Genomic DNA, 21,759 nt, shown 5'->3' on the forward strand with positions numbered 1-21,759 from the left:
AAATATTGAAATAAAAAGAAGTTCCAAAAGAGGAACTTCTTTTACTTAATTTCGATATCTGCAGAATGAATATGATGTACTTTCCCCTCATGATCCTCCAGAAGTAATACACCATCCTCTGTGATTCCTTTCGCTAACCCCGTAATCGTCTCTCTCATCGTTCGAGCAGTAATTTCTTTCCCGATGCTCACAGCGTAACTTTCCCAAAGAATTTTAATGACAGAGAAACCATTTTGTAAATACTCTTCATATAATTTTTCTAGTTGTAAATAGATTTGTTGCATAAGTTCTGCACGAACAATCGGCTTACCTGATTCAATCGCTAATGAAGTAGCAATGTGCTGAATTTCTTCATCAAAATGTTCTTGCTTTTGATTCGCATTAATACCGATGCCCATAATGACAGCATTAATTTTATCAGGATCCGCTTGCATTTCTGTTAATATACCTACAGCCTTTTTACCTTGAATTAAAATATCATTTGGCCATTTTATTCCCACGCCTACACCTGTACATTTTTCAATTGCCTGTGCAACACTAACAGCCGCTAACAAAGTAAGTTGCGGTGCATGATGAACTGGAATCGATGGGCGTAAAATAATACTCATCCAAATTCCTGTTCCTTTTGGTGAATGCCATTTTCTGCTTAAACGACCTCTTCCCGCTGTTTGTTCTTCTGCTACAACGATAGTTCCTTCTTCTGCACCTTCATAAGCCAGTTTTGCTGCAATGTGCTGCGTTGATTCAACAGTTTCTTCAAAATACACTGTTCTACCAATTCGCTTCGTTTGTAGCCCTAACTGAATTTCATTAGCAGTCACTTTGTCTGGCTTACTTGCAATTCGGTAACCTAATCGACGCACAGCTTCAAGTTCATATCCCTCACTCCGGAGATCTTCCATATGTTTCCATACAGCAGTTCTTGAACAACCAAGTTTATCACTAATCGTTTGGCCGGATACAAACTCGCCATCCGCTTCAGAAAAAACTTGTAATAACTGCTTTCTTATAGTAGATTGCATCCTTGCAGCCACTCCCTTATACGCTCTTTCTCATTAACTATGTTCCCTTGTACGATTGCTTCCTCGATTTTCTGAAGCATTTCAGCAACCCACGGACCAGGCTTTTTGTTTGCCCAGTTTAATAAATCATTACCAGTCACATTCATTTCTTGACGCTCCTGGATTGGCAATACATGAAACATTGATTGTACTCGTTTAACAGATGTAGGGTCATAGCTTTCAATCATCGCTTCATATACTCTCTCTGCCATTTCAGCGATATGAATTCCCGTTTTATAAAGAAGGACTGTATCCCAACCCCTCTCCTTTCTAGTACGGATTGCCAATAAAACTGCAACAATATCTTTTATTTTTTTATTCGAAAACTTCCATTGACGTAAAAAGACAGATGGATGTTCTTCTCCGATACAATATAAGAAAAATGCCCACGCCTCAATATCCGTTTCGAAAGAATCCCATTTATACCGCGTAGCTGTTAAGAGTCTTTCTTCTGACATTTGTAAATATGGCAAATGAGAAAATAGCTTCGTCTCTACTAATTCTTTGAGACCTTTCACACAATATGTACCAGTTAACAGTTTCTCAAACTCTACTGTAATGCGCTCAATTGCTATATGTTCTAGCAAATGCCCATACGTTTCAATCGCTTGCTTCGTTTTCGTTTCTATTGAAAAACCTAACGTGCTTACAAACCGAATACCACGTATCATTCGCAGGGCATCTTCTTGAAAACGATCCGCAGCATTTCCAACTGTCACGATTTCTCTCTGTTGAATGGCTTCCTGTCCAGCGAATAAATCAACCATTTCGCCTTCTTCTGTCATAGCAATTGCATTCATAGTGAAATCACGACGTTTTAAATCCTCTTCTAATGAACGAACAAATTGAACACTACTAGGTCTTCGAAAATCTTCATATTCGCTTTCTGTTCGAAAAGTAGTTACCTCATAAGGCTCACCATTTTCTAAAACAATTACAGTTCCATGCTCAAGACCAACAGGAACATTTCTTGGGAATATAGCCATCACTTCTTCTGGTAAAGCAGATGTCGCAATATCAATATCTCCAATCGGCCTATCGATAATAAGATCTCGTACGCTCCCACCAACAAAGTAAGCCTCATGTCCTTGTTGCTTTAATGTCTCAATAATAGAACTAGCTTTTTTAAATCTTTCCATTTTTGTCATCCCTTAGTACGTCATAGTAAATCGTTTCATATTGTGAAACAATTTTTTCTGAGCGAAATTGCTCATAAACACTTTCTCTTGCTCGTTCTCCCATATTACGATGAAGTTCCTCGTCCTTTAATAGCTGAGTAGCTTGATTTGCCACTCCTGTTGTATCGCCAACTTCACATAAATATCCTGTTTCCCCGTGTTGAATAACCTCTGGAATACCTCCGACCCGTGTTCCGATACAAGGTACACCACACGCCATTGCTTCTAATAAAACAAGACCAAAACTTTCCTTCTCTGATAGAAGCAACATTAAATCACTCATCGCAAGTAGTTCTGCAACATTATCTTGCTTGCCTAGGAATAAAACGCGATCTTCAATATGTAAATTCTTCACTATCTGTAAAATCGTACAGAATTCTGGTCCGTCTCCAACAAGAAGCAACTTCGCATCTACTTCTTTAACAATTTTAGCAAATGCCTGAACAACATCCTGCACACGTTTCACTTTACGGAAATTCGAAATATGAATAAGTACTTTTTCGCTCTCACTTATACCGTATTCTTTCTTTAATTGAGACATATTACGCTTGAAATATACACGTTCGTCTATAAAGTTATATACCGTTTGAATTTCTTTACTTGGTTTTACAAGCTCATGCGTTTCGTTAATTAATGAATGCGAGACAGCAGTTACAACATCCGATTGCTCAATACCAAAACGAATTAAATTATTTAACGAAGGGTCGGAACCTAACACAGTAATATCTGTTCCATGCAAGGTTGTAACAATTTTAATACGCTCTCCGATCATTTGTTTTGCTAAATATGCACAAATCGCATGTGGTATTGCGTAATGCACATGTAAAATGTCTAGATTTTCTCTTTGTGCAACCTCTGCCATTTTACTTGCTAACGCTAAATCGTATGGTGGATATTGAAATACAGAGTATTGGTTTACCGTCACTTCATGAAAATAAATGTTTGGATATACTTTATTTAACCGGAATGGTAAACCCGATGTAATAAAGTGAATTTCATGCCCGCGTTCCGCCAATTGCTTTCCTAATTCTGTTCCAACAACTCCAGAACCACCTACAGAAGGATAACATGTAATACCTATTTTTAATTTCATTTACATCCCCCTAATAAATCAGCATGTAATAAAACCGGTTTCTTACTCATAAATCCCTCGGCATACAAGACTCCAACTTCTTTTCCAAACATCTTCTCACGAGCAATCACCGTTTCAACGTATCCTTCTGTTAACGGTGTCTTAACCCCATCACTCCCTGTTGAAAACTGACTTTCATACGATTCTAATGCTTCCACCTTTATAGAGAGGTGCTCACTTATATCTATACAAAAATTCGGTTTATGAAAACCATTAATCATATAATTATAAAAAGACTCCACACGATGTGGTGCAAGTTCCGGCATATATTTACGGATTCCTGCTGAAAAAATAGCCTCTTCCACAAGCTTTGCACAATTTGCATGATCTGGATGGCGATCTTCATAGTACGGCGCAAAAACTAGTTTTGGTTTATATGTACGGATCACCTTGACAATTTCACGTATATACTCTTCTTTCATATACAAACCACGGTCTGGCATCGCTAAATTCAGTCTCGTTTTTACTCCCATTATACGAGCTGCAACCTTTGCTTCTTCTTTTCTCAACTCTATCGTTCCATTTGAAGAAAGATCAGCTTCTGTTAAATCACAAATACCTACTTCATACCCTTGCTTTGTATATTTAGCGATGGTACCAGCCATGCCGATTTCAACATCATCGGCATGAGCACCAAACGCTAATATATGTAATCCACTCATAATTGTTCCCCTCATTTTCTTAACTTACGATAATCTAAATCTCCTCGCTCTAATGCGTGCATTAACATTTCAGCACTTGCCATATTCGTTGCAAGTGGAATCGCATATACATCACATAAACGAAGCAATGCATTCACATCCGGTTCATGCGGCTGTGCTGTTAATGGATCGCGGAAGAAAATCACCATATCTAAATCGTTTTTTGCAATCATTGCACCAATTTCTTGATCTCCACCAAGAGGGCCAGATTGATATCTTGTTACAACTAATCCAGTCGCTTCCATAATACGAAGCCCTGTCGTTCCTGTTGCAAATAATTCATGTTGCTCAAAAATTGGTTTATATGCGTATGCAAACGAAACCATATCATTTTTCTTTTTGTCATGTGCGATTAAGGCAATTTTCATCCGTTGTCTCCCCTTTAGTCGATAATATTTTCTAAACCGTACACAAGATGATCAAGGTTCATTACTGTCTCAATTGATAGTTTTACACCTGACATAAATGATGCACGATTGAATGAATCATGACGAACTGTTAACATTTGTCCATCTCCACCAAACATTACTTCTTGGTGTGCAATAAGCCCTGGCAAACGTACACTATGAATGTGAATACCGTCTACATTTGCACCACGTGCACCTGCTAGTTGCTCTACTTCATTTGGATGACCTTGCTGCTTTGATTCACGATTTTGACGAATTAATTCTACCGTTTTTACAGCTGTACCAGATGGTGCGTCTAATTTTTGATCATGATGTAATTCAATTACCTCAACATCTTGGAAATATTTCGCTGCCATTTGTGAGAATTTCATCATAAGAACTGCACCAATTGCAAAGTTTGGAGCAATAATTGTTCCTACTGCTTTTTCTTTTGCATTCTCTGTTAAACGTGCCAATTCTTCTTCTGTAAATCCAGTTGTACCAATAACAGAACGAAGTCCACGCTCAACTGCAAGTGTAACGTGTTGTTTCCCAACTTCTGGTGTTGTTAAATCTAACAACACATCTGCTTCTACTTCATCTAAACAAGTATGTAAATCAGCGTAAATCGGTGCATGTAATGCTGGCATGCCAGGTAAATCAGAAATCTTCTCACCACCATGCTTATAATCCACTGCTGCTACTAAATTAAAATGTTCCGTTCTTTCCATAAGAAGGACTGCTTCATGTCCCATACGTCCTCTTGGTCCGGCGATAATTACTTTAATTTCTTTCATTATTCTTTCTCTCCCTCATCAATACGTGTCCAGCGATCTTTATCACGTGTATTAAATTTATTCATTACAATGTTATGTGCTGTCTCTAAATCAATATTTAAACTATTTGCCATACAAATCATAACAAATAATACATCTCCAAGCTCTTCTTCAATACTTCTTTCTTTTTCAGTTGTTTTCTTCGGTTTCTCACCATAATAATGATTTACCTCTCTCGCAAGCTCTCCCATTTCTTCCGTTAAACGAGCCATCATTGCAAGCGGACTGAAATAACCTTCTTTAAACTGACCAATATATGCATCTACTTCTTTCTGCATATCTTTCATCGTTTTTGCTTCCATACTATTCACCTCTAATCCTTCCTCTTTCATGTTAGCCAATTCATCGCGATTTGACAAATATTATTCCCCGCCAAACACCTATTTGCGACCCTTTTTTGGATAGACTATAATAAAGTGAAACTTTCTTTTGCGCTTTTTGCAAAAGATTAGCCCATACTAATCGAGTTCTTACTATTTTCACTAGCAACTAGAAATTACTTATTATTATGTTTTACCGTTTCAGCGGAGCAATGTAATCATTACATAATTAGGGGGATTTCTATATGACATCAAAATTGAAGATGCGAAATATTATTTTTATTTTAATCGGTTCCGCTATATTTTCTTTCGGTATTGTCAATATCAATATTGAAAACCACCTTGCAGAAGGTGGGTTTACTGGTATTACACTATTATTGTATTTTTTATTTAAGTTTGATCCTTCCTACTCAAACTTAATTTTAAATATCCCTATATTTTTTATTGGTTGGAGGTTACTTGGCAGAACGACATTTTTATATACATTAATCGGCACATTTAGCGTATCTTTATTTCTATGGATTTTCCAGCGTTACGAAGTGCTCAACTTACATTTAAACTTGCAAAATGATATGACACTCGCAGCTTTATTCGCCGGGGCATTTATCGGTATCGGCCTTGGGATAATATTTAAATATGGCGGGACTACTGGCGGTGTAGATATTATCGCACGACTAGCCCACAAATATGTTGGCTGGAGTATGGGTAAAACGATGTTTATGTTCGATGCTGTCGTTATCGTCGTCTCTATTCTTACCTATTTATCATACCGCGAGGGTATGTATACGTTAGTTGCTGTTTTTATCGGGGCTAAAGTCATTGATTTTATGCAAGAAGGAGCCTATGCCGCCAAAGGAGCGACTATTATCTCAGAGAAAAACGATGAAATTGCTGCCAAAATTTTATCTGAAATGGAGCGCGGAGCAACCTTTTTAAAGGCTGTTGGATCGTATACAAAAATGGAACGTAACGTACTGTATTGCGTTGTTGCTAAAAATGAAATCGTGAAATTAAAAAATATTATTACGTCTGTAGATCCTCATGCTTTTGTCGCTGTAAGTGATGTACATGATGTAGTTGGTGAAGGATTTACGTTAGATGAAAATAAAAACCCTTTACATAATTAAATGTAACTAGAAAAGCACCTTAGCTTTTCTAGTTTTTTATTACAAGTCTTTTAAGCTTCTCCAAATCCTCATAAATAAGCTCCAATAAACTCCGATTATAAAAAATAGAAGCTGGATGAAAAGTTGGAAAAACATGATATTCATTCTCTGACCATATAAACTCTGCACTTTGCATATCCTTTAATTTTTGAATGGGCTGTTTTAATAATTGCCCATGTACATCTGTGATTTTTTTATTTTTTCCTGTTAAACGTTGAAGACCGATATTTCCAAGCGTGACGATAAGCTTCGGATTTATTTTCTCTAATTCATAATCTAATAAAGGCGCATGGGCAACTATTTCTCCTTGATTTGGCGTTCTATTATACTTTTTTTGTATGATTTCACCATTTCGTTCTTTTTTCTCTCGCCATTTATAAGGTCTACTCCGAACAGCGCTCGTAATATATACTTCTTCCCTTGTAACGTGAATACGCTCTAAAAAACCCATTAATTGTTTTCCCGCCCTCCCGCTAAACGGAATCCCATTATGAATTTCTGTTTCACCAGGCGCTTCTCCTAACAACATAAATTTGGGATTTTCAGGGCCTTGTCCACTTAAAAAACCTTCTAGTTGATAAGGAGCACTACGCTCTTTCACTTGTTTTACTAAATGGTCTGGATATTTCATTTCCCCTTTCCGCATTACTTCTATTATTTCTATTTGCAATACATTATATAATTCAAGCCACACAACAAAAAAAGACTATCAAAATTGATAGTCTTTAGTCGTCGCTACGCTGCATACCAGTATACATTAATACGAGACGTAATAATTCAAATACCGCTACAGCTGCAGCTGCTACATATGTTAATGCTGCCGCATTTAATACTTTACGAGCTTGGCCATATTCATCTGTTGATACAATACCTAACGCTTCAATTTGTTGCATCGCACGCTTTGACGCATCAAACTCAACTGGTAATGTAACGAGCTGGAACACAACACCTGCTGCCATTAGAATGATACCTAATAACAACAAACCAGACATTTGTGCAAATATACCGATTAGGACGAAAACCCAAGACATATTCGAACCAAAGTTTGCAACTGGCACTAACGAATGACGAACGCGCATAAATTTGTAATCTTTTGCATCTTGAATTGCGTGTCCTACTTCATGTGCTGCAACTGCCGTACCAGCAACTGAATGTCCATAATAGTTATCTGTTGATAATCGAACCGTCTTAGCGGTTGGATCATAATGGTCTGATAAATGACCTGGTGTTTCTTCTACAGCTACGTTGTATAATCCATTTTCATCTAAAATTTTTCGGGCCACTTCCGCTCCTGTCATACCTGATGTTGAATAAACTTGTGAATACTTGCTATAGGCACTACGTACTCTTGACTGTGCATACAACGGTATGATCATTATGATCGCGAAGTAAATTAAATAAAACATCATGAACCTCCATTGAAGTTTTAATTATAGTACTTCTCATTCTATTTTCTTCTGCCACTATTGTCAATAAATAAACCTTACAATCCATATCTTTACTTATTACATTATCTATTTTTAGAATGTACATTACTTTTTCTTTTCTCTCTCTCTCCTTTATACTTTCTCCATCCAACATAAGTTAATGTGAATAAAATAAGTCCCCCAGTAATTGTCATAAACCAAATGAGAGAGGGTGCAATTTCATCCTTTTTTACTGTGTGAAATATCTTTTGCAAATCCCCTTTAATAATCCCTAATTGCATTTGGCCGCCTTTCGTTTTTAACATAACGTTACGAAATTCATCCAAATAAGATAAATGAGCATTTACACGCTGTACCTCGTTTTCTGGCAAAGCAATCATTAAGCTTGGATAAATAATATTGAATTCATTTAAAAATGTATTTAACGTTTGTTGAAACTGCCCAACATCTTCTTTTTCCATCGCTTTTTCCATTTGAGAAAAGGCATCCATTACTTTTCTTTCTCTTTCCATCCAAAGCGGTTGATATTTCGATACTTGCGCATCAACAGCAAGTTGTAATGCCAGCACATTATCCATTTTAGCTTGCTTACCTAAACCTTCTTCAAAGAGCGATTGTTGCGCCTTGTCGTAAGCTAAAGAAATAACTCTAACTTGATCTGGTGTTACTTCCTGCTTCTTTTCATTCCCCTTGATTAAAAATTGCTCTGAGAAAAGTTGTAATACTTGTACTGCTTTTTCATCTTCATTACGCTTCACTAACTGTAACGAGTCATCTAACAACCCTGTTAGCTCATTCCACTCTTCAGCATATATACGTAATGGAAACATTATAATTAGAAATGCTATCAATCCAATTAATGTTCTCTTCATCCCGGTCCCCCCTATAACTACTAGTACAAAATATGTTAATTGGGACAAGAATAGAACAGAACTGAACCGAAAAATATATTATCGTTTTACAAAGAAAAAATTCTCTTTAAGCAGAGAATTTTTTCTTTGACATCCTTTTCTTTTTTACGAAATATCTATATAAACTATAACAAAGTATACTACCACCTAAAATGAATAATAAAATAGCACACGCAGCATGCATAAAGAACTCCTCTGGTAGCATTAATATAACTGGATCCGTTTCAATATCAAACATCCAATAATCATTACTGAATAAAAGCTTATGGAATAATACAAAGCTCTTTTCAAAATTAATAGCGATTGGTAACATAAGCGCTATCGGAAAAATGATTGTTAAAATCGATCCGTGCAGTAAAAACTTTTCATTTTTCTTTTTTAATAAATAAATTCCGCCTATCACTGCAATCATAATTGTCGCATACATCACATATTGAATCTTTACTAAAATATTTTTAACATCTACAAAATGAATACGGCCATTTGTAGACATATCTAATGTTGGCAAATGTAATGCTCCGTCATAAAACGGGGATAAATATGTAATAAGCACATCGTAATTTCTTTTAATTTCATCCTTCGTCATATCCGCTAAATCAGGAATATTTAAAAAATCAATTTCAAAATAATACAGCCATTTTCCATACACAACTGCCGTTGTTGCAAGTGCAAAAATAGAAAATGCTATGCTATATGAAACAATTAAAGTAATCAATCGATCCAATATTTTTGTACCACTCTTATTTTTCTCCATGTTCTCCCCCTAAATGTTCTAACCATCATAAAGAAAATTGTTTCCTGTGCTCACGTAAGCAACAATAATATGTAATACATAGTACAGCAACGCTTAACCAAAACGTAAAATAACCAATTTCCTCTACAAACAAATGCATAATTCCATATCGCGGCATTTGCCAAAATAAATAATCAATTGCATCGTTATGCAACGTCCACACACCCGCTACTATAAAATGCCATTTTTTTATACGGTAAAATGGAGCATATAAAACACCTTGCACCGCCATCGCAAAGTGCGAAAGCATTAACATGTAGCCCATAAGGCCAATAGAACCTTTTACGTAAATCATAATCGCATTTACAACAACAGCCCAAATACCATATTTTATTAAAGTAACAATCGCTAGTGCTTCTATTAATCCCCAGTTTCTCTTTGTCAAAAAAGCAATTAAAACAAAGAAAAAAAAGAGACTCGCCATAGGACTATCTGGTACAAACGGCCAAAATATAGGTGACGTTTCTTTCAATTGATTTCCGTACCATATAAACCCGTAAATTGTACCTAATATGTTAACAACCAATAAAAATAATAATACCGAGCGTTGTCTTAACATTGCATACAAGTACACCAATCTGTATGTCCAACACCTTTCAAGCAAAGTAATTCATTCACTAAATCCTACTCTATTATAACAAACTTCATCCAACTAAATAGAAAAGCTGACTACAAATTTTGTAGTCAGCTTTTTATTATTTTTTATTATACTTTGCAACGAATTCCGAAAGCTTCTTCAGTTCCTCATCTGTACCTTTAAATACACCTTTAGGCATGGAACCTTTTCCATCTTTCGCAATTTTAGCAATTTCTTCTGGCTTTAAAGTTAAGTTTTGCAGTGCTGGTGCTGCCGCCCCGCCCTGTAAGTTGTCACCATGACATGTTAAACAAGTATTTTTTTGCATTAATTTATAGCCATCATCATTTTTATCAACTGGCGCTGTTTTTACAATTGCTCCTTGTTTCTTTGCAGCTTCCCAGTCGTGGTGTGCTACAGATTCCCAAGTTAAAAAGATAATCGATGCAATTGCTAAAAGCATAAATCCAGTTGCTACAGGACGCTTCAATGGACGTCTTTCTGGACCTCGATCAAGAAATGGAGCTAACAGTAATGCACCAAACGCAATCCCTGGCATAATAAACGCTCCAATTACAGTAAATGAACCGGAAGCATAAGAATACTTTAATAACTGATACAAGAATAAGAAATACCAATCTGGAAGTGGTATATATCCAGCATCTGTTGGATCCGCCATTCTCTCAAGTGGCGACGGATGCGCCACTGTTAAACATAAATAACCGATTAAAAAAACTGCACCAACCATCCATTCTTTTAACAAGAAGTTCGGCCAAAATGCTTCTGTTTTCCCTGGGTATTCAGAATAGTCTTTTGGAATATTTGGTTTCCGAGCTACTGGTACCCGAGAATCTCCTACAAACTTCATCCCTTTGCCGCGATGCATAATCTCCCTCCTTTAGTTCTTTCCCCTTTAATTTAGCAATCTCTTATAGTGGACCGGAAATACCTTGTTTGCGAATCATGATGAAGTGGAAGGCCATTAAACCTAGAAGTGCTGCTGGTAAGAAGAAGACGTGAATAGCAAAGAAGCGAGTTAATGTTTGAGCGCCAACAATTTCGGAATGACCAGCGAGTAATGTTTTAATATAAGGACCAATGAGCGGTGTTTGCTCTGCAATTTGAATCCCTACTTTTGTAGCAAATAAAGCTTTCATATCCCACGGTAATAAATATCCGGTAAAACCAAGACCTAACATAACAAAGAAAATAAGAACACCAACAATCCAATTTAACTCACGGGGCTTTTTATACGCACCTTGGAAGAAAACTCTGAGTGTATGTAAAAACATCATTACAATTACGAGACTAGCACCCCAGTGGTGCATACCACGAACAATTTGCCCATAAGCAACTTCATTTTGTAAATAGTAAACGGATTCCCAAGCATTTTTAATATCAGGCACATAATACATCGTCAAAAACATTCCAGATAAAATTTGAATTACAGTAACGAAAAAGGTAAGTCCTCCAAAGCAATAGACGAATGCAGAAAAGTGATGTGCCGGGTTTACATGTTCAGGTACTTCATGATCAGCGATATCACGCCATATTGGTGTAATATCTAATCTTTCATCTACCCAATCATAAATTTTATTTAACATCTACTTTGCACCCCCTCTTGGCTTTGCTTTTCCTAGATACAGCGTTCCATCTTTCACTTTAGACTCGTACACATCAAGCGGAGCAAGGGGTGGCGTACCCTTAATGTTCATCCCATCTTTTGTATAACGCCCCCCGTGACATGGGCAAAAGAATTGATTCGGATGTGCTTTGTCCGAATTCCAGTTAACTGTACATCCTAAATGTTTACATACTGGAGAGAACGCAACAATGTCTCCGCTTTCATCTTTATGAACCCAAGCCGATTTTGGTTCTTCAGACTTGTACCAACCATCAACCTGCTTCACTTTAAAATCGAAACGCTTCGGCTCTGTTGTAATATCCTTTACTTGCGCAACAGCAACCATATCTGTTCCGGCTTCTTTTCTTAACACCGGATCAAGCGCAAATCGCGTCATCGGCATTAAAATACCGGCAGCCATAAAGCCTCCTACCCCTGTGAGTGTGTAATTTAAAAATTGTCTTCTTGACACGCGATGTTCTTTCTCGCTCACGAAAATTTCCCCCCTCTATCAGAAATTGTCCCCTCGTGATAAATTATATAAAAAATAAAAACTAGGACACTATCATGATATAATACGCTCATGCACAGGTCAATATCATACTACTCATAATAATAAGAACTTTCTGTTTATTGCGAGTTTCCCCACTTCTCTTCCAACATCACCATTATATTTTTTATATGTGCATGAATAACTTCTCTCTTTGCTTGATCACTAAATTGTTCTAATGCTAATGAAGGAAACCAAAATAAATCTCCCTGTAACTCTTGTATATCCTCTTTCCATGAAAAATCACTTGTAACATAAGCAATATGCTTAAAACCTTCTCTTCGTAAATGATTTGTCCATTCTTGCAAACGACCTTTTTCATTCTTTTGACTTTCTACTAAATACGTAAAAGCAGGCAGTAAAAGCACTCTTCCTTTATACTCTCTTTCCAATTCCATACTCAACAATTCGATAAATTCACCTTGTTCTACAACCATTTTTATTTCTTTCGCTGCCGAAATTGATAAAAGCGGTATTACTCCTGTATCAACATACTCTCTTGCTTGCTCAAACTGTTCCACATCTTTTACAATCCATTTCAAATTTCTTCCCCCCTTCATTTACAAATGACAGAACTTTCACTTTATATATATTAAACCATACTAAAAGAGGTAAAAAAAGAAAAACTACCCAATATAGGTAGTTTTTCTTGATAAAAGTCTGAAATTTGTAAAAATATTAATCCAAATACATTCTATAAAGTTTTTAACTCTGCCGTTAATCTATGAAACGCTTCCTTATCTTGCTTATCTAACGCTTCATCAATTTGTTTCAAAAGGCGTTCTCTTCTAAACGAAAATACACTTTCTTCCAAAAACCTTTCTGCAAGTAAACGATCTTTTTCATTTACTTCAATATGCTTTGGTAGATATGGGTTTTCTTCTAATACAGCTACATAATTCGCATTTTGAAACGATGATTTAAAGTTGAGTTGAATATAAATATCCTCATCTCGATTTAAACGAATATCATGAAACGATTTTTCAGCATCTGTTGTCATAACATTTTGTTTAAAAAAGTGAAACGGTGTGTCTTTCACACAATTCGCTGACATCACTAAGCCACGCGGACAATATTTTGCATGCTCTACGAAGTGGACTTTATGCATCAATTGGTCGTGACTCATTAAATAATTCAGAATCCATACACATTCACGCTGTTTCAGTTGGTAATTATTCAAAAACCATTTTACAAAATCCTTCTTCTCGTTTACAGAAACAGGGGTATTCATAGCAATTAAGTCCCTCCTCTGTCTTTCTCTTTTCTTTTTAGATTCAAGAAGCGGCATTCAGTTTCCTTCCAACTTATGAAAAATCCTCTAAATTATATAACAACTCTTCAATATGAATTTGTGTCGGGTCTAGTTGTAATAACTGGGTAAATACTTCTTTCGCCTCTTTTCGCTTTCCTTCTTCCAATAAGAAATAACCGTATTCTTCTAAGAAGTCTGGATGATTCTTAAAAGAAGTATATGCACTTTCATAGTGTTTTAATGCATCCGAATACATTTCTAATTGTTTTTTTGCATACGCAAGGTCCCAAAGTAGTTGTGTATCTGGTTCTCCACTATCAATAGCACGCTCTACAATTGCAATTAAATCTTCGTACTTTTCTTGTTCTTTTAAGATATACGCATATTTTAATGTTGCGCCTAAATGCCCTGGATCTAACTCAAGTGCTTTTTGAAGAACTTCCTCTGCTTCTACTATTTTTCCTAATTTCGCCGCAATGTTCGCTAACTCTACATAAAACGGAACTGAAAGCTCATCTACTTTAATTCCTTCATGAAGCGTTTCATAGCTTTCTTGAAGCATTCCTTCTTTTTCATAGCTTTTCGCTAAATACATGTACAGTGATGCGTACTCAGGGTCTAATTCTTTTAGTTCTTGCCAAGCACCGATTGCTCTCTGATATTCTTCACCTTGGTATAATGTGAAGGCATATCCAAATAATGAGTGAATATCTTTTTGTTCCTCTAGGCCTGCTTCATAATAAGAAATCGCCTCTTCCCAGTTTCCAATCGCACTTAACGTTTCTGCAAGACGAAGTGCGATTACAACACCACCCATTACTTTATGTTCCGCTAATAGCGATTCATAATAAGTAATTGCCTTTTGTTCTTCACCTTTACTACTATATAATTCTGCTAACCCAAACGTAATAACAGGTTCATCAGGCATCATTTCTTTCGCCTTTAATAGTTTTTGCTCTGCTACATCATCAAAACCTTGCATTTGGAATAAATCTGCAACAAGTAATAAAGATTGAACATATAAATCGTCATTTTCTGGAATATCATGAAGTACTTCAATCGCTTCATCTTCTTTATCTAGATCAATATATAATTCTGCTAAAAATACAGTGAATTCACTTTCTTCCGGATACAGTAAACGTAAGTCTTCAGTAATCGCTAATGCCTCATCTGTAAATCCAAGTGTATGATAGTAACGAGCGATATCATACTTCTCTTCATCATTTGCAATTTTTAATTGTTCTTTTAATAATTGTAATCCTTTTTCCGCTTCACCATTTTCAATATATGAAACAACTTGTTCAAACTTTTGCATAAACGTCTCCTTTAATTCTAAAAAATATTCTCTTCTGTTCATTTACCCCGCTATTAACGGGCAGTAAGACCCCCACCTCAAAATTCAGCTAAGGCAAAGAAGTTAGTTTGGGGATCAACTGCCCGTAAAAGCCCGATTGGTTCAACTAATAATCAGCGGGGGATAAACATCCCCCCACTGATTAAAGTTTCACTTTATCATAAGCAACTCACTGTTAGAACGCAACCTTTAGAATGAGCATGCTTCTTCTTATACTTCTTCTTACAGAGTAGGTAATTGTTCAAAAGGTTCGGATATGACACCGATACCTTATCATCATCTTCTATTGTACCGCTTTCTTTTATGACCGTGCAAATAACTTCTCTCACTAATTATCAAGCCATACAAACCGTGATTTACAGAACAACTTAATTACCAGTCTTCAACCTTTATTTTTAATACGATAAAAAAGGCTCCTATAATAGGAGCCTTCACAATCTCTTAAGAATATGTTTCTTCTTTCTGTACTTGCTCATTTACAAGCTCTTTCAGCAACTCTATAATTTCATCATTTTCTTCTTTCAAACCGACAGTAATACGAATACCATCATCGATACCAAATGCAGCACCAGAACGAACGATATATCCTTTTTTCATTAATCGTTCGAAAGCTTCATTACCCGGTATACCAAGTTTTAAGAAAATGAAATTTGTTTGAGATGGATAATAGAATACGTTATATTCTTTACAAAATGCATAATACTGATTTAGACCTTCAGCATTCTTTTTCACACAATCTTGTAAAAAGGCTTGATCTTCTAATGCAGCGAGTGCTACAGATTGCGCTACAGTTGATGTATTGAATGGTAACCTTGCTACTTCTAGCTGTCCGATTAACTTCGCATCCCCAATCGCATATCCAATACGAAAAGCAGCTAAACCATATGCTTTTGAAAACGTGCGTAAAACCATAAGATTTTCATACTTTTCAAGAAGTGGTAATGTTTGCGGATAGTCTTCTGCTTCCGCGTATTCATAATATGCTTCGTCCATAATAACGAGAGCCGACTTAGGAACCGATTCTAAAAATGAAAGTAATTTTTGTTTCTCAACATATGTACCTGTCGGATTATTCGGATTACAAATCCATACAATTTTCGTTTTATCATCTACTTGCTCTAGCATTGCATCTAAATCGTGAATACCATCTTTAAGTGATACTTCACGAACTTCTGCTCCTTCAATAACAGCATGGTGATGATATTGTGAAAACGTAGGATTCGCCATTACAACGTTTGTTCCTTCATGTAGTAACGCTCGGCTAATCATTTGAATGACTTCATCTAATCCACTACCAAATAGTAGTTGTTCTGCTTTTACACCTAAATGTTCCGCTACTTTTGTCCGAAGTTCAAAGGCATATCCATCTGGATAAAGGGCATATTGGCTCGCTAAAGAAGTTAATGCTTCTGTCACACGCGCTGAGCAACCGAATGGATTTTCGTTCGATGCTAATTTCACAATTTTCGATAATCCATATTCCCTTTTTACTTCTTCAATGTTTTTCCCAGGTACATACGCTCTCAAAGTTAACAATTGCTCTTTCACTCTCATTTTTCTTCCCCCAGTCATTTCATTCAATTTGATTACAATACAGTTATAGCCCCTTACTGTAATCTTTTATCATAACCGTCACTATTACGAGAATACCTCTAAATGAGCACTTCACAACACTTCGCTATCATTTTAAACCATATCTTTTTGAAATGCCTCTAACGCAATATGAACAGTCTCATCTGAAATAGATACGACATTCACTACCCCATATTCCTGCATAAGCACCATATGAATTGCTCCTGCATTTGCTTTCTTATCTTGTTTCATCAATTGAACGAGGCGCTCTACATTCAAATCTCTTGGCATTTTTGGATAGCCGTATTTCAAGAACCACTGCTTCATATCTTCATAAGCAAGATTAACCTTGTACACTTGCTCACTTAAAAATATGGCGAATAACATTCCAACCGCTACGCCGTCACCGTGAGTAATATTTCCATACCCTAGCTCTTTTTCAAGAGCATGTCCTAACGTATGTCCAAAGTTCAAATGGGCACGTACACCCTTCTCTGTTTCATCTTGTGATACAACATTTGCCTTTACAGGAATCGCCTTCGTTAATATATGGATTAACTTCTCATCACGAAGATCCGCTAATGTTTGCACTTCTTCTTTTAACCAATGATATAGCTCCACATCACCAATAAGAGCATGCTTTATCACCTCTGCATAACCTGAACGCCACTCTTTTTTAGGAAGAGACTGTAAAAACGGTGTATGATATACAACTGCTTCTGGCTGATGGAATGCACCAATCATATTTTTACCTAACGGATGATTAATCGCTACTTTCCCACCTACTGCGCTATCGTGCGCTAATAAAGTCGTCGGAACCTGCACAAAGCGAATACCACGCATAAACGATGCAGCAACAAAACCAGCTAAATCTCCAATCATTCCGCCTCCCAGTGCAAGAATTAAAGAATTTCTATCTAATTTATTTTCAAGAGCTGACGTATGAGCCGCATAGAAATTTTCGAAAGACTTCTCTTTTTCGCCACTTGGTACAACAAACGAAAACACGTCCTGCTCCACTTGTAATGCATCGATAACTGTCTGTAAATGTAGTGATGCAACAGCTTCATCTGAAATGATCATTACGTTAGATACAGCTGGCTGCATATTTTGAACGATCATTGTTAAGTGTGACAACGCTTCTTTACCAACATGTACATCATATTCTTTTGATTTCGTTTGAATATGTATGTTTCCCATTAAAATCCCCTCGCATATTCATTATGTTTCTCAATATTTTCACGAATCAGTTCCATACGATCTAATCCGAATTGTTCTATTAAAGCTGTTGCTAATTCCCAAGCCACAACCGCTTCTGCAACGACACTAGCTGCTGGTACTGCACAACTATCTGAACGTTCAATGCTCGCTGTAAAAGGCTCTTTCGTATCAATATCTACACTTTGAAGAGGTTTATAAAGTGTAGGTATCGGTTTCATCACACCGCGCACAACAATTGGCATTCCAGTCGTCATACCACCTTCCAATCCACCTGCATTATTTGTTCTTTTTGTATATCCATGCTCCTCATTCCATAGAATTTCATCATGAACTTCACTTCCCGGTCTATGCGCTGCTTCAAAACCAATTCCAATCTCGACACCTTTAAAAGCATTAATACTCATAATTGCAGCTGCTAATTTCGCATCCAGTTTTCGATCATAATGCACGTAGCTACCTACTCCAATTGGCATTCCTTCCACAATTACTTCAACGATTCCACCAATTGAATCACCATTTGCTTTCGCATCATCAATCGCTTTCATCATTTGGTTACCAGCTTCGTCATCTAAGCAACGTACAGGAGATGCTTCTGTAATACTCTTTAATTCTTCAATTGAACTATACGTAACCTCCTTAGCTTGTACACCGCCAATTTCAATTACATGGCCCGCCACTTTAATACCAAGTTCTGCTAACACCTTTTTAGCAACCGCACCAGCAGCAACACGCACCGTCGTTTCGCGCGCTGACGAACGTTCCAGTACATTCCTCATATCTCTATGACCATATTTAATTGCACCATTTAAATCAGCATGCCCAGGCCTTGGTTTTGTCACTTTCCTTTTCATCTCTTTTTCTTCTTGTTTCGTTAAAGGTTCTGCACCCATAACTTTTATCCAATGGGCAAAATCACGATTTTCAACAACGAGTGCAATAGGGGAACCTAATGTTTCTCCATGTCTAACACCACTTAAAATTTGCACTTGATCCGTTTCAATTTGCATGCGTCTACCACGCCCATACCCCTTTTGCCTTCTAGCTAACTCTTCGTTTATATCATCCGCTACTAAAGACAATCCTGCTGGAACACCCTCTATAATTGTTGTAAGTTGCGGACCATGAGATTCACCAGCTGTAATATATCGCATACGTTATTCCTCTTTTCGTATATGTATTTATCTCACTATATTAACTTTTATCATTCTAAAAATATTAAAGAAATTATATCATATATCGACCATTTTCTTATTCTATATTTCCGATAGGCCTAATTTAAATATCAATATATCATAACAGCTCAAACTTCGTAACTAATTGAAAATAAAAAAAGTGCAAGAAGAATACCCCTATTCTTCTTGCACTTTTTACTATTATCACAGTGATTAAAGCGTTTACAAATTATTTCAAAATAATTAGTAAATCCATTCATTCATTAATTTTGAGTAGTCAACTAATTCTTCTTCTTTAAAGAAAATAGCAATCTCGCGCTCTGCGCTTTCTAAAGAATCAGAACCATGGATAATGTTTTTCGCAACAGTTACACCGAAATCTCCACGAATTGTTCCAGGAGCTGCTTCATGTGGTCTTGTTTTCCCCATCATGTTACGCGCTGTATCTACTACACCTTCACCTTGCCATACCATTGCGAACACAGGTCCAGATGTAATAAAGTCTACTAACTCACCAAAGAAAGGTTTTTCCTTATGCTCAGCGTAGTGTTGTCCAGCAATTTCCGGAGTGACTTGCATTAATTTTGCACCAACTAATTGAAAGCCTTTTTTCTCAAAACGAGCTACAATTTCCCCAATGAAGGCACGTTGTACACCGTCTGGTTTTACCATTAGAAATGTTTTTTCCATAAAAAATCTCTCCACTTCTGAATTATGTATGTAATTGTATATCCCCACACACATATTATCACCCTTATCACAATTGTGCAATAGTTTTGAAATAGAGAGATTATTTTATTTTTTAGAATAAACATTAAAATTTTCGTTTTCCAATATACTTTGCAACATTTTGTAATGCGTACTTTGCTTGTCCACGTGGGAGTGGTTTTATTATTTCTAAAGCTTTATGTAAATAACGTTCACTAAACGCAAATGCTTGATCAATTGCTGTACTATTTTTTACAGCATCAATAATTTCTTGCATTTCACTTGCTGTTGAATTTTCATGTACAGATGTGATTTTCTGACGAAGTACGGGATCTTCCATCGCATATAAAGCAGGAAGTGTAATATTCCCTTGTAGTAAATCTCCACCAGCAGGTTTTCCAAGTTTCTCTTCTGTAGAAACGAAGTCTAAAATGTCATCAATAATTTGATAAGACATTCCTACAAAATACCCATACCAAAATAGACGATTTACCGTATCACGATTAGCACCAGCAGCAATCGCTCCCAATTGACAACTCGCGGCAATTAATAATGCTGTTTTTCGCTTTATTCTTCTTAAATACGTTCTTAAATTTTGGTCATAATTGTATTTATCTTTAATTTGTTCAATTTCACCTTTACAGACTTCTAAAATAGTATGCGATAACGCTTGATGTGCCTCTGGAATTTCGATATTTGTTATACATTCAAGAGACTTAGCGAACAGATAGTCCCCTGTATACATCGCAATACGATCTCCCCATTTTGCATTCACAGTCGCACTGCCGCGTCGTAAAAATGCAGCATCAATAACATCATCGTGAACAAGAGAAGCCATATGAATAAGTTCTAACGCAACAGCAACATGCTTAATTGCATCTAACTTATAATCTCCAAATTTCCCTGCAAGCAACACAAATACAGGACGAATTCGCTTCCCACCAGCTTCAATAAGCTGTAATGCTGCCTCTTCTACTAATGGCTGTTCAGAAGCGACTGTCTTTTTTAATTCTTTTTCTATCACATTAATATCCGAGCGTAAAAAAGAGTACATAAGTTGTAACTTCATATTGTTCACCTTAACCTAAAACTTCTTTTTTCTATTTTGATTCTGGTTTAATACCTAAATGCATCGCTGCTACCCCAAAAGTAAATGGTTTTACTTGCACACGTTCAAGTCCAGCTTGCTCAAACATTTGAGCCAGTTCTTTCATCCCTGGGAACGTACTAGCAGATTCTTGAAGCCATGAATATTCTTTATAACTTTTCGCAAACATCTTTCCAAATAACGGCATGATATATTTAAAGTATAAAATATACCCTTGTCGAAAACCAATCATTGTTGGTTGAGATGTTTCTAAACAGATTACTTTTCCACCTGGTTTTACTACACGTGTCATTTCTTTTAATACGTGCATATAATCCGGTACGTTACGTAAACCAAACCCAATCGTCACATAATCAAACGTATTATCTTCAAATGGAAGTTCCATTGCATTCCCATGTAGAAGTTCTACTTGTTTTAATTGTAACGCCTCTACCTTTTGCTTACCGACAGATAACATATTTTCACTGAAGTCTAAGCCAACAACCTTTCCTTGTTCACCTACCGCTCCAGCTAGCGCAATTGTCCAATCTGCGGTTCCACAGCATACATCAAGCGCTTGACTGCCTGGTTGTACATCCATAATTCGCATCGTTTCTTTACGCCACGCTTTATGTCTTTGAAAACTAATTACAGAATTCATCACATCGTATTTATCAGAAATCTTTTCAAATACGTCATGTACTCTTTCTTCTTTTGATTGTTGCATGCTC

The 21,759-nt window shown here is 36.5% G+C and carries 25 protein-coding genes; 1 reads left to right on the forward strand and 24 read right to left on the reverse strand.

The window, feature by feature from the left end; genetic code table 11:
- Window positions 1-41: 41 nt before the first annotated feature.
- The 7 genes from ACYFX0_RS06490 to ACYFX0_RS06520 are packed head-to-tail and all read right to left on the reverse strand — an operon-like array spanning window position 42 to window position 5,596.
- The gene (locus ACYFX0_RS06490) at window positions 42-1,022 is read right to left on the reverse strand and encodes a biotin--[acetyl-CoA-carboxylase] ligase (RefSeq protein ID WP_001192058.1); all 981 of its coding nucleotides are present in this window, start codon (window positions 1,020-1,022) and stop codon (window positions 42-44) included.
- A complete protein-coding gene (locus tag ACYFX0_RS06495; protein WP_000439309.1) occupies window positions 1,007-2,200 on the reverse strand; it encodes a CCA tRNA nucleotidyltransferase in 1,194 nt (397 codons plus the stop codon). Before ACYFX0_RS06495 ends, ACYFX0_RS06490 begins: the two co-directional genes overlap by 16 nt.
- Window positions 2,187-3,332 (reverse strand): N-acetyl-alpha-D-glucosaminyl L-malate synthase BshA, encoded by a 1,146-nt coding sequence (bshA, locus tag ACYFX0_RS06500; protein ID WP_000768306.1) that lies wholly within the window; start codon window positions 3,330-3,332, stop codon window positions 2,187-2,189. The genes ACYFX0_RS06495 and bshA overlap by 14 nt, the downstream gene beginning before the upstream one ends.
- Entirely contained in the window at window positions 3,329-4,033 is a 705-nt protein-coding gene (gene bshB1, locus ACYFX0_RS06505) for a bacillithiol biosynthesis deacetylase BshB1 (RefSeq protein ID WP_000015671.1), read from the reverse strand. The genes bshA and bshB1 overlap by 4 nt, the downstream gene beginning before the upstream one ends.
- Window positions 4,034-4,044: 11 nt before the next feature.
- Window positions 4,045-4,440, reverse strand: a complete 396-nt coding sequence (gene mgsA, locus ACYFX0_RS06510) for a methylglyoxal synthase (RefSeq protein WP_000684765.1) — start codon at window positions 4,438-4,440, stop codon at window positions 4,045-4,047.
- A 14-nt stretch (window positions 4,441-4,454) separates the two neighbouring features.
- Window positions 4,455-5,255 carry a dihydrodipicolinate reductase gene (dapB, locus tag ACYFX0_RS06515; protein WP_000658810.1) on the reverse strand — a complete coding sequence of 267 codons (801 nt, stop codon included), beginning with the start codon at window positions 5,253-5,255 and terminating at the stop codon, window positions 4,455-4,457.
- Complete coding sequence (locus ACYFX0_RS06520) at window positions 5,255-5,596, reverse strand: nucleotide pyrophosphohydrolase (protein ID WP_002108639.1); 342 nt, start codon at window positions 5,594-5,596, stop codon at window positions 5,255-5,257. Before ACYFX0_RS06520 ends, dapB begins: the two co-directional genes overlap by 1 nt.
- Window positions 5,597-5,859: 263 nt before the next feature.
- Between ACYFX0_RS06520 and ACYFX0_RS06525 the strand changes: the two genes are divergently transcribed.
- Entirely contained in the window at window positions 5,860-6,741 is an 882-nt protein-coding gene (locus ACYFX0_RS06525; RefSeq protein ID WP_000202120.1) for a YitT family protein, read from the forward strand.
- 28 nt (window positions 6,742-6,769) lie between these two features.
- On the opposite strand, the gene ACYFX0_RS06530 is transcribed toward ACYFX0_RS06525, so the two are convergent.
- The 17 genes from ACYFX0_RS06530 to menG form a co-directional block, all read right to left on the reverse strand.
- Entirely contained in the window at window positions 6,770-7,411 is a 642-nt protein-coding gene (locus ACYFX0_RS06530) for a uracil-DNA glycosylase (protein WP_000876853.1), read from the reverse strand.
- Between the two features lie 94 nt (window positions 7,412-7,505).
- On the reverse strand, window positions 7,506-8,189 hold the full coding sequence (locus tag ACYFX0_RS06535) for a zinc metallopeptidase (protein ID WP_003258828.1): 684 nt from the start codon (window positions 8,187-8,189) through the stop codon (window positions 7,506-7,508).
- 101 nt (window positions 8,190-8,290) lie between these two features.
- Complete coding sequence (gene ypjB / locus ACYFX0_RS06540; protein ID WP_000831587.1) at window positions 8,291-9,079, reverse strand: sporulation protein YpjB; 789 nt, start codon at window positions 9,077-9,079, stop codon at window positions 8,291-8,293.
- A gap of 106 nt (window positions 9,080-9,185) precedes the next feature.
- On the reverse strand, window positions 9,186-9,872 hold the full coding sequence (gene lit / locus ACYFX0_RS06545; protein ID WP_000414366.1) for a lipoprotein intramolecular transacylase Lit: 687 nt from the start codon (window positions 9,870-9,872) through the stop codon (window positions 9,186-9,188).
- A gap of 25 nt (window positions 9,873-9,897) precedes the next feature.
- The gene (gene lhaT, locus ACYFX0_RS06550; RefSeq protein ID WP_000262822.1) at window positions 9,898-10,488 is read right to left on the reverse strand and encodes a lipoprotein heptaprenylglyceryl N-acetyltransferase LhaT; all 591 of its coding nucleotides are present in this window, start codon (window positions 10,486-10,488) and stop codon (window positions 9,898-9,900) included.
- A gap of 118 nt (window positions 10,489-10,606) precedes the next feature.
- On the reverse strand, window positions 10,607-11,374 hold the full coding sequence (gene qcrC, locus ACYFX0_RS06555; RefSeq protein ID WP_000554601.1) for a menaquinol-cytochrome c reductase cytochrome b/c subunit: 768 nt from the start codon (window positions 11,372-11,374) through the stop codon (window positions 10,607-10,609).
- A gap of 43 nt (window positions 11,375-11,417) precedes the next feature.
- A complete protein-coding gene (gene qcrB / locus ACYFX0_RS06560) occupies window positions 11,418-12,092 on the reverse strand; it encodes a menaquinol-cytochrome c reductase cytochrome b subunit (RefSeq protein WP_000932700.1) in 675 nt (224 codons plus the stop codon).
- Window positions 12,093-12,605, reverse strand: coding sequence for a menaquinol-cytochrome c reductase iron-sulfur subunit (gene qcrA, locus ACYFX0_RS06565; protein ID WP_001290420.1), 513 nt, complete (start codon window positions 12,603-12,605; stop codon window positions 12,093-12,095).
- Window positions 12,606-12,742: 137 nt separating this feature from the next.
- Entirely contained in the window at window positions 12,743-13,222 is a 480-nt protein-coding gene (locus ACYFX0_RS06570) for a YpiF family protein (protein ID WP_003258820.1), read from the reverse strand.
- 134 nt (window positions 13,223-13,356) lie between these two features.
- The gene (locus ACYFX0_RS06575; RefSeq protein ID WP_001095925.1) at window positions 13,357-13,893 is read right to left on the reverse strand and encodes a ReoY family proteolytic degradation factor; all 537 of its coding nucleotides are present in this window, start codon (window positions 13,891-13,893) and stop codon (window positions 13,357-13,359) included.
- A gap of 73 nt (window positions 13,894-13,966) precedes the next feature.
- The gene (locus ACYFX0_RS06580) at window positions 13,967-15,229 is read right to left on the reverse strand and encodes a tetratricopeptide repeat protein (RefSeq protein WP_001168695.1); all 1,263 of its coding nucleotides are present in this window, start codon (window positions 15,227-15,229) and stop codon (window positions 13,967-13,969) included.
- Window positions 15,230-15,709: 480 nt separating this feature from the next.
- Window positions 15,710-16,822 (reverse strand): histidinol-phosphate transaminase, encoded by a 1,113-nt coding sequence (hisC, locus tag ACYFX0_RS06585; protein ID WP_001264022.1) that lies wholly within the window; start codon window positions 16,820-16,822, stop codon window positions 15,710-15,712.
- Window positions 16,823-16,954: 132 nt separating this feature from the next.
- On the reverse strand, window positions 16,955-18,040 hold the full coding sequence (aroB, locus tag ACYFX0_RS06590; RefSeq protein WP_000526805.1) for a 3-dehydroquinate synthase: 1,086 nt from the start codon (window positions 18,038-18,040) through the stop codon (window positions 16,955-16,957).
- On the reverse strand, window positions 18,040-19,212 hold the full coding sequence (aroC, locus tag ACYFX0_RS06595) for a chorismate synthase (protein WP_001269378.1): 1,173 nt from the start codon (window positions 19,210-19,212) through the stop codon (window positions 18,040-18,042). The genes aroB and aroC overlap by 1 nt, the downstream gene beginning before the upstream one ends.
- A gap of 264 nt (window positions 19,213-19,476) precedes the next feature.
- Window positions 19,477-19,923, reverse strand: coding sequence for a nucleoside-diphosphate kinase (ndk, locus tag ACYFX0_RS06600; RefSeq protein WP_000415883.1), 447 nt, complete (start codon window positions 19,921-19,923; stop codon window positions 19,477-19,479).
- Window positions 19,924-20,047: 124 nt separating this feature from the next.
- Window positions 20,048-21,010, reverse strand: coding sequence for a heptaprenyl diphosphate synthase component II (hepT, locus tag ACYFX0_RS06605; protein WP_000776078.1), 963 nt, complete (start codon window positions 21,008-21,010; stop codon window positions 20,048-20,050).
- Between the two features lie 31 nt (window positions 21,011-21,041).
- Window positions 21,042-21,755, reverse strand: coding sequence for a 2-heptaprenyl-1,4-naphthoquinone methyltransferase (gene menG / locus ACYFX0_RS06610; protein WP_001187674.1), 714 nt, complete (start codon window positions 21,753-21,755; stop codon window positions 21,042-21,044).
- Between the last annotated feature and the right edge of the window lie 4 nt (window positions 21,756-21,759).

The organism is Bacillus sp. NEAU-Y102 (assembly GCF_054788175.1).

Coding starts and splice junctions, on each gene's coding strand:
- ACYFX0_RS06490 (WP_001192058.1), bottom strand. CDS start 1,022: ATGCAATCTACTATAAGAAAGCAGTTATTACAAGTTTTTTCTGAAGCG.
- ACYFX0_RS06495 (WP_000439309.1), bottom strand. CDS start 2,200: ATGGAAAGATTTAAAAAAGCTAGTTCTATTATTGAGACATTAAAGCAA.
- bshA (WP_000768306.1), bottom strand. CDS start 3,332: ATGAAATTAAAAATAGGTATTACATGTTATCCTTCTGTAGGTGGTTCT.
- bshB1 (WP_000015671.1), bottom strand. CDS start 4,033: ATGAGTGGATTACATATATTAGCGTTTGGTGCTCATGCCGATGATGTT.
- mgsA (WP_000684765.1), bottom strand. CDS start 4,440: ATGAAAATTGCCTTAATCGCACATGACAAAAAGAAAAATGATATGGTT.
- dapB (WP_000658810.1), bottom strand. CDS start 5,255: ATGAAAGAAATTAAAGTAATTATCGCCGGACCAAGAGGACGTATGGGA.
- ACYFX0_RS06520 (WP_002108639.1), bottom strand. CDS start 5,596: ATGGAAGCAAAAACGATGAAAGATATGCAGAAAGAAGTAGATGCATAT.
- ACYFX0_RS06525 (WP_000202120.1), top strand. CDS start 5,860: ATGACATCAAAATTGAAGATGCGAAATATTATTTTTATTTTAATCGGT.
- ACYFX0_RS06530 (WP_000876853.1), bottom strand. CDS start 7,411: ATGAAATATCCAGACCATTTAGTAAAACAAGTGAAAGAGCGTAGTGCT.
- ACYFX0_RS06535 (WP_003258828.1), bottom strand. CDS start 8,189: ATGATGTTTTATTTAATTTACTTCGCGATCATAATGATCATACCGTTG.
- ypjB (WP_000831587.1), bottom strand. CDS start 9,079: ATGAAGAGAACATTAATTGGATTGATAGCATTTCTAATTATAATGTTT.
- lit (WP_000414366.1), bottom strand. CDS start 9,872: ATGGAGAAAAATAAGAGTGGTACAAAAATATTGGATCGATTGATTACT.
- qcrC (WP_000554601.1), bottom strand. CDS start 11,374: ATGCATCGCGGCAAAGGGATGAAGTTTGTAGGAGATTCTCGGGTACCA.
- qcrB (WP_000932700.1), bottom strand. CDS start 12,092: ATGTTAAATAAAATTTATGATTGGGTAGATGAAAGATTAGATATTACA.
- ACYFX0_RS06570 (WP_003258820.1), bottom strand. CDS start 13,222: ATGAAGGGGGGAAGAAATTTGAAATGGATTGTAAAAGATGTGGAACAG.
- ACYFX0_RS06575 (WP_001095925.1), bottom strand. CDS start 13,893: ATGAATACCCCTGTTTCTGTAAACGAGAAGAAGGATTTTGTAAAATGG.
- ACYFX0_RS06580 (WP_001168695.1), bottom strand. CDS start 15,229: ATGCAAAAGTTTGAACAAGTTGTTTCATATATTGAAAATGGTGAAGCG.
- hisC (WP_001264022.1), bottom strand. CDS start 16,822: ATGAGAGTGAAAGAGCAATTGTTAACTTTGAGAGCGTATGTACCTGGG.
- aroB (WP_000526805.1), bottom strand. CDS start 18,040: ATGGGAAACATACATATTCAAACGAAATCAAAAGAATATGATGTACAT.
- aroC (WP_001269378.1), bottom strand. CDS start 19,212: ATGCGATATATTACAGCTGGTGAATCTCATGGTCCGCAACTTACAACA.
- ndk (WP_000415883.1), bottom strand. CDS start 19,923: ATGGAAAAAACATTTCTAATGGTAAAACCAGACGGTGTACAACGTGCC.
- hepT (WP_000776078.1), bottom strand. CDS start 21,010: ATGAAGTTACAACTTATGTACTCTTTTTTACGCTCGGATATTAATGTG.
- menG (WP_001187674.1), bottom strand. CDS start 21,755: ATGCAACAATCAAAAGAAGAAAGAGTACATGACGTATTTGAAAAGATT.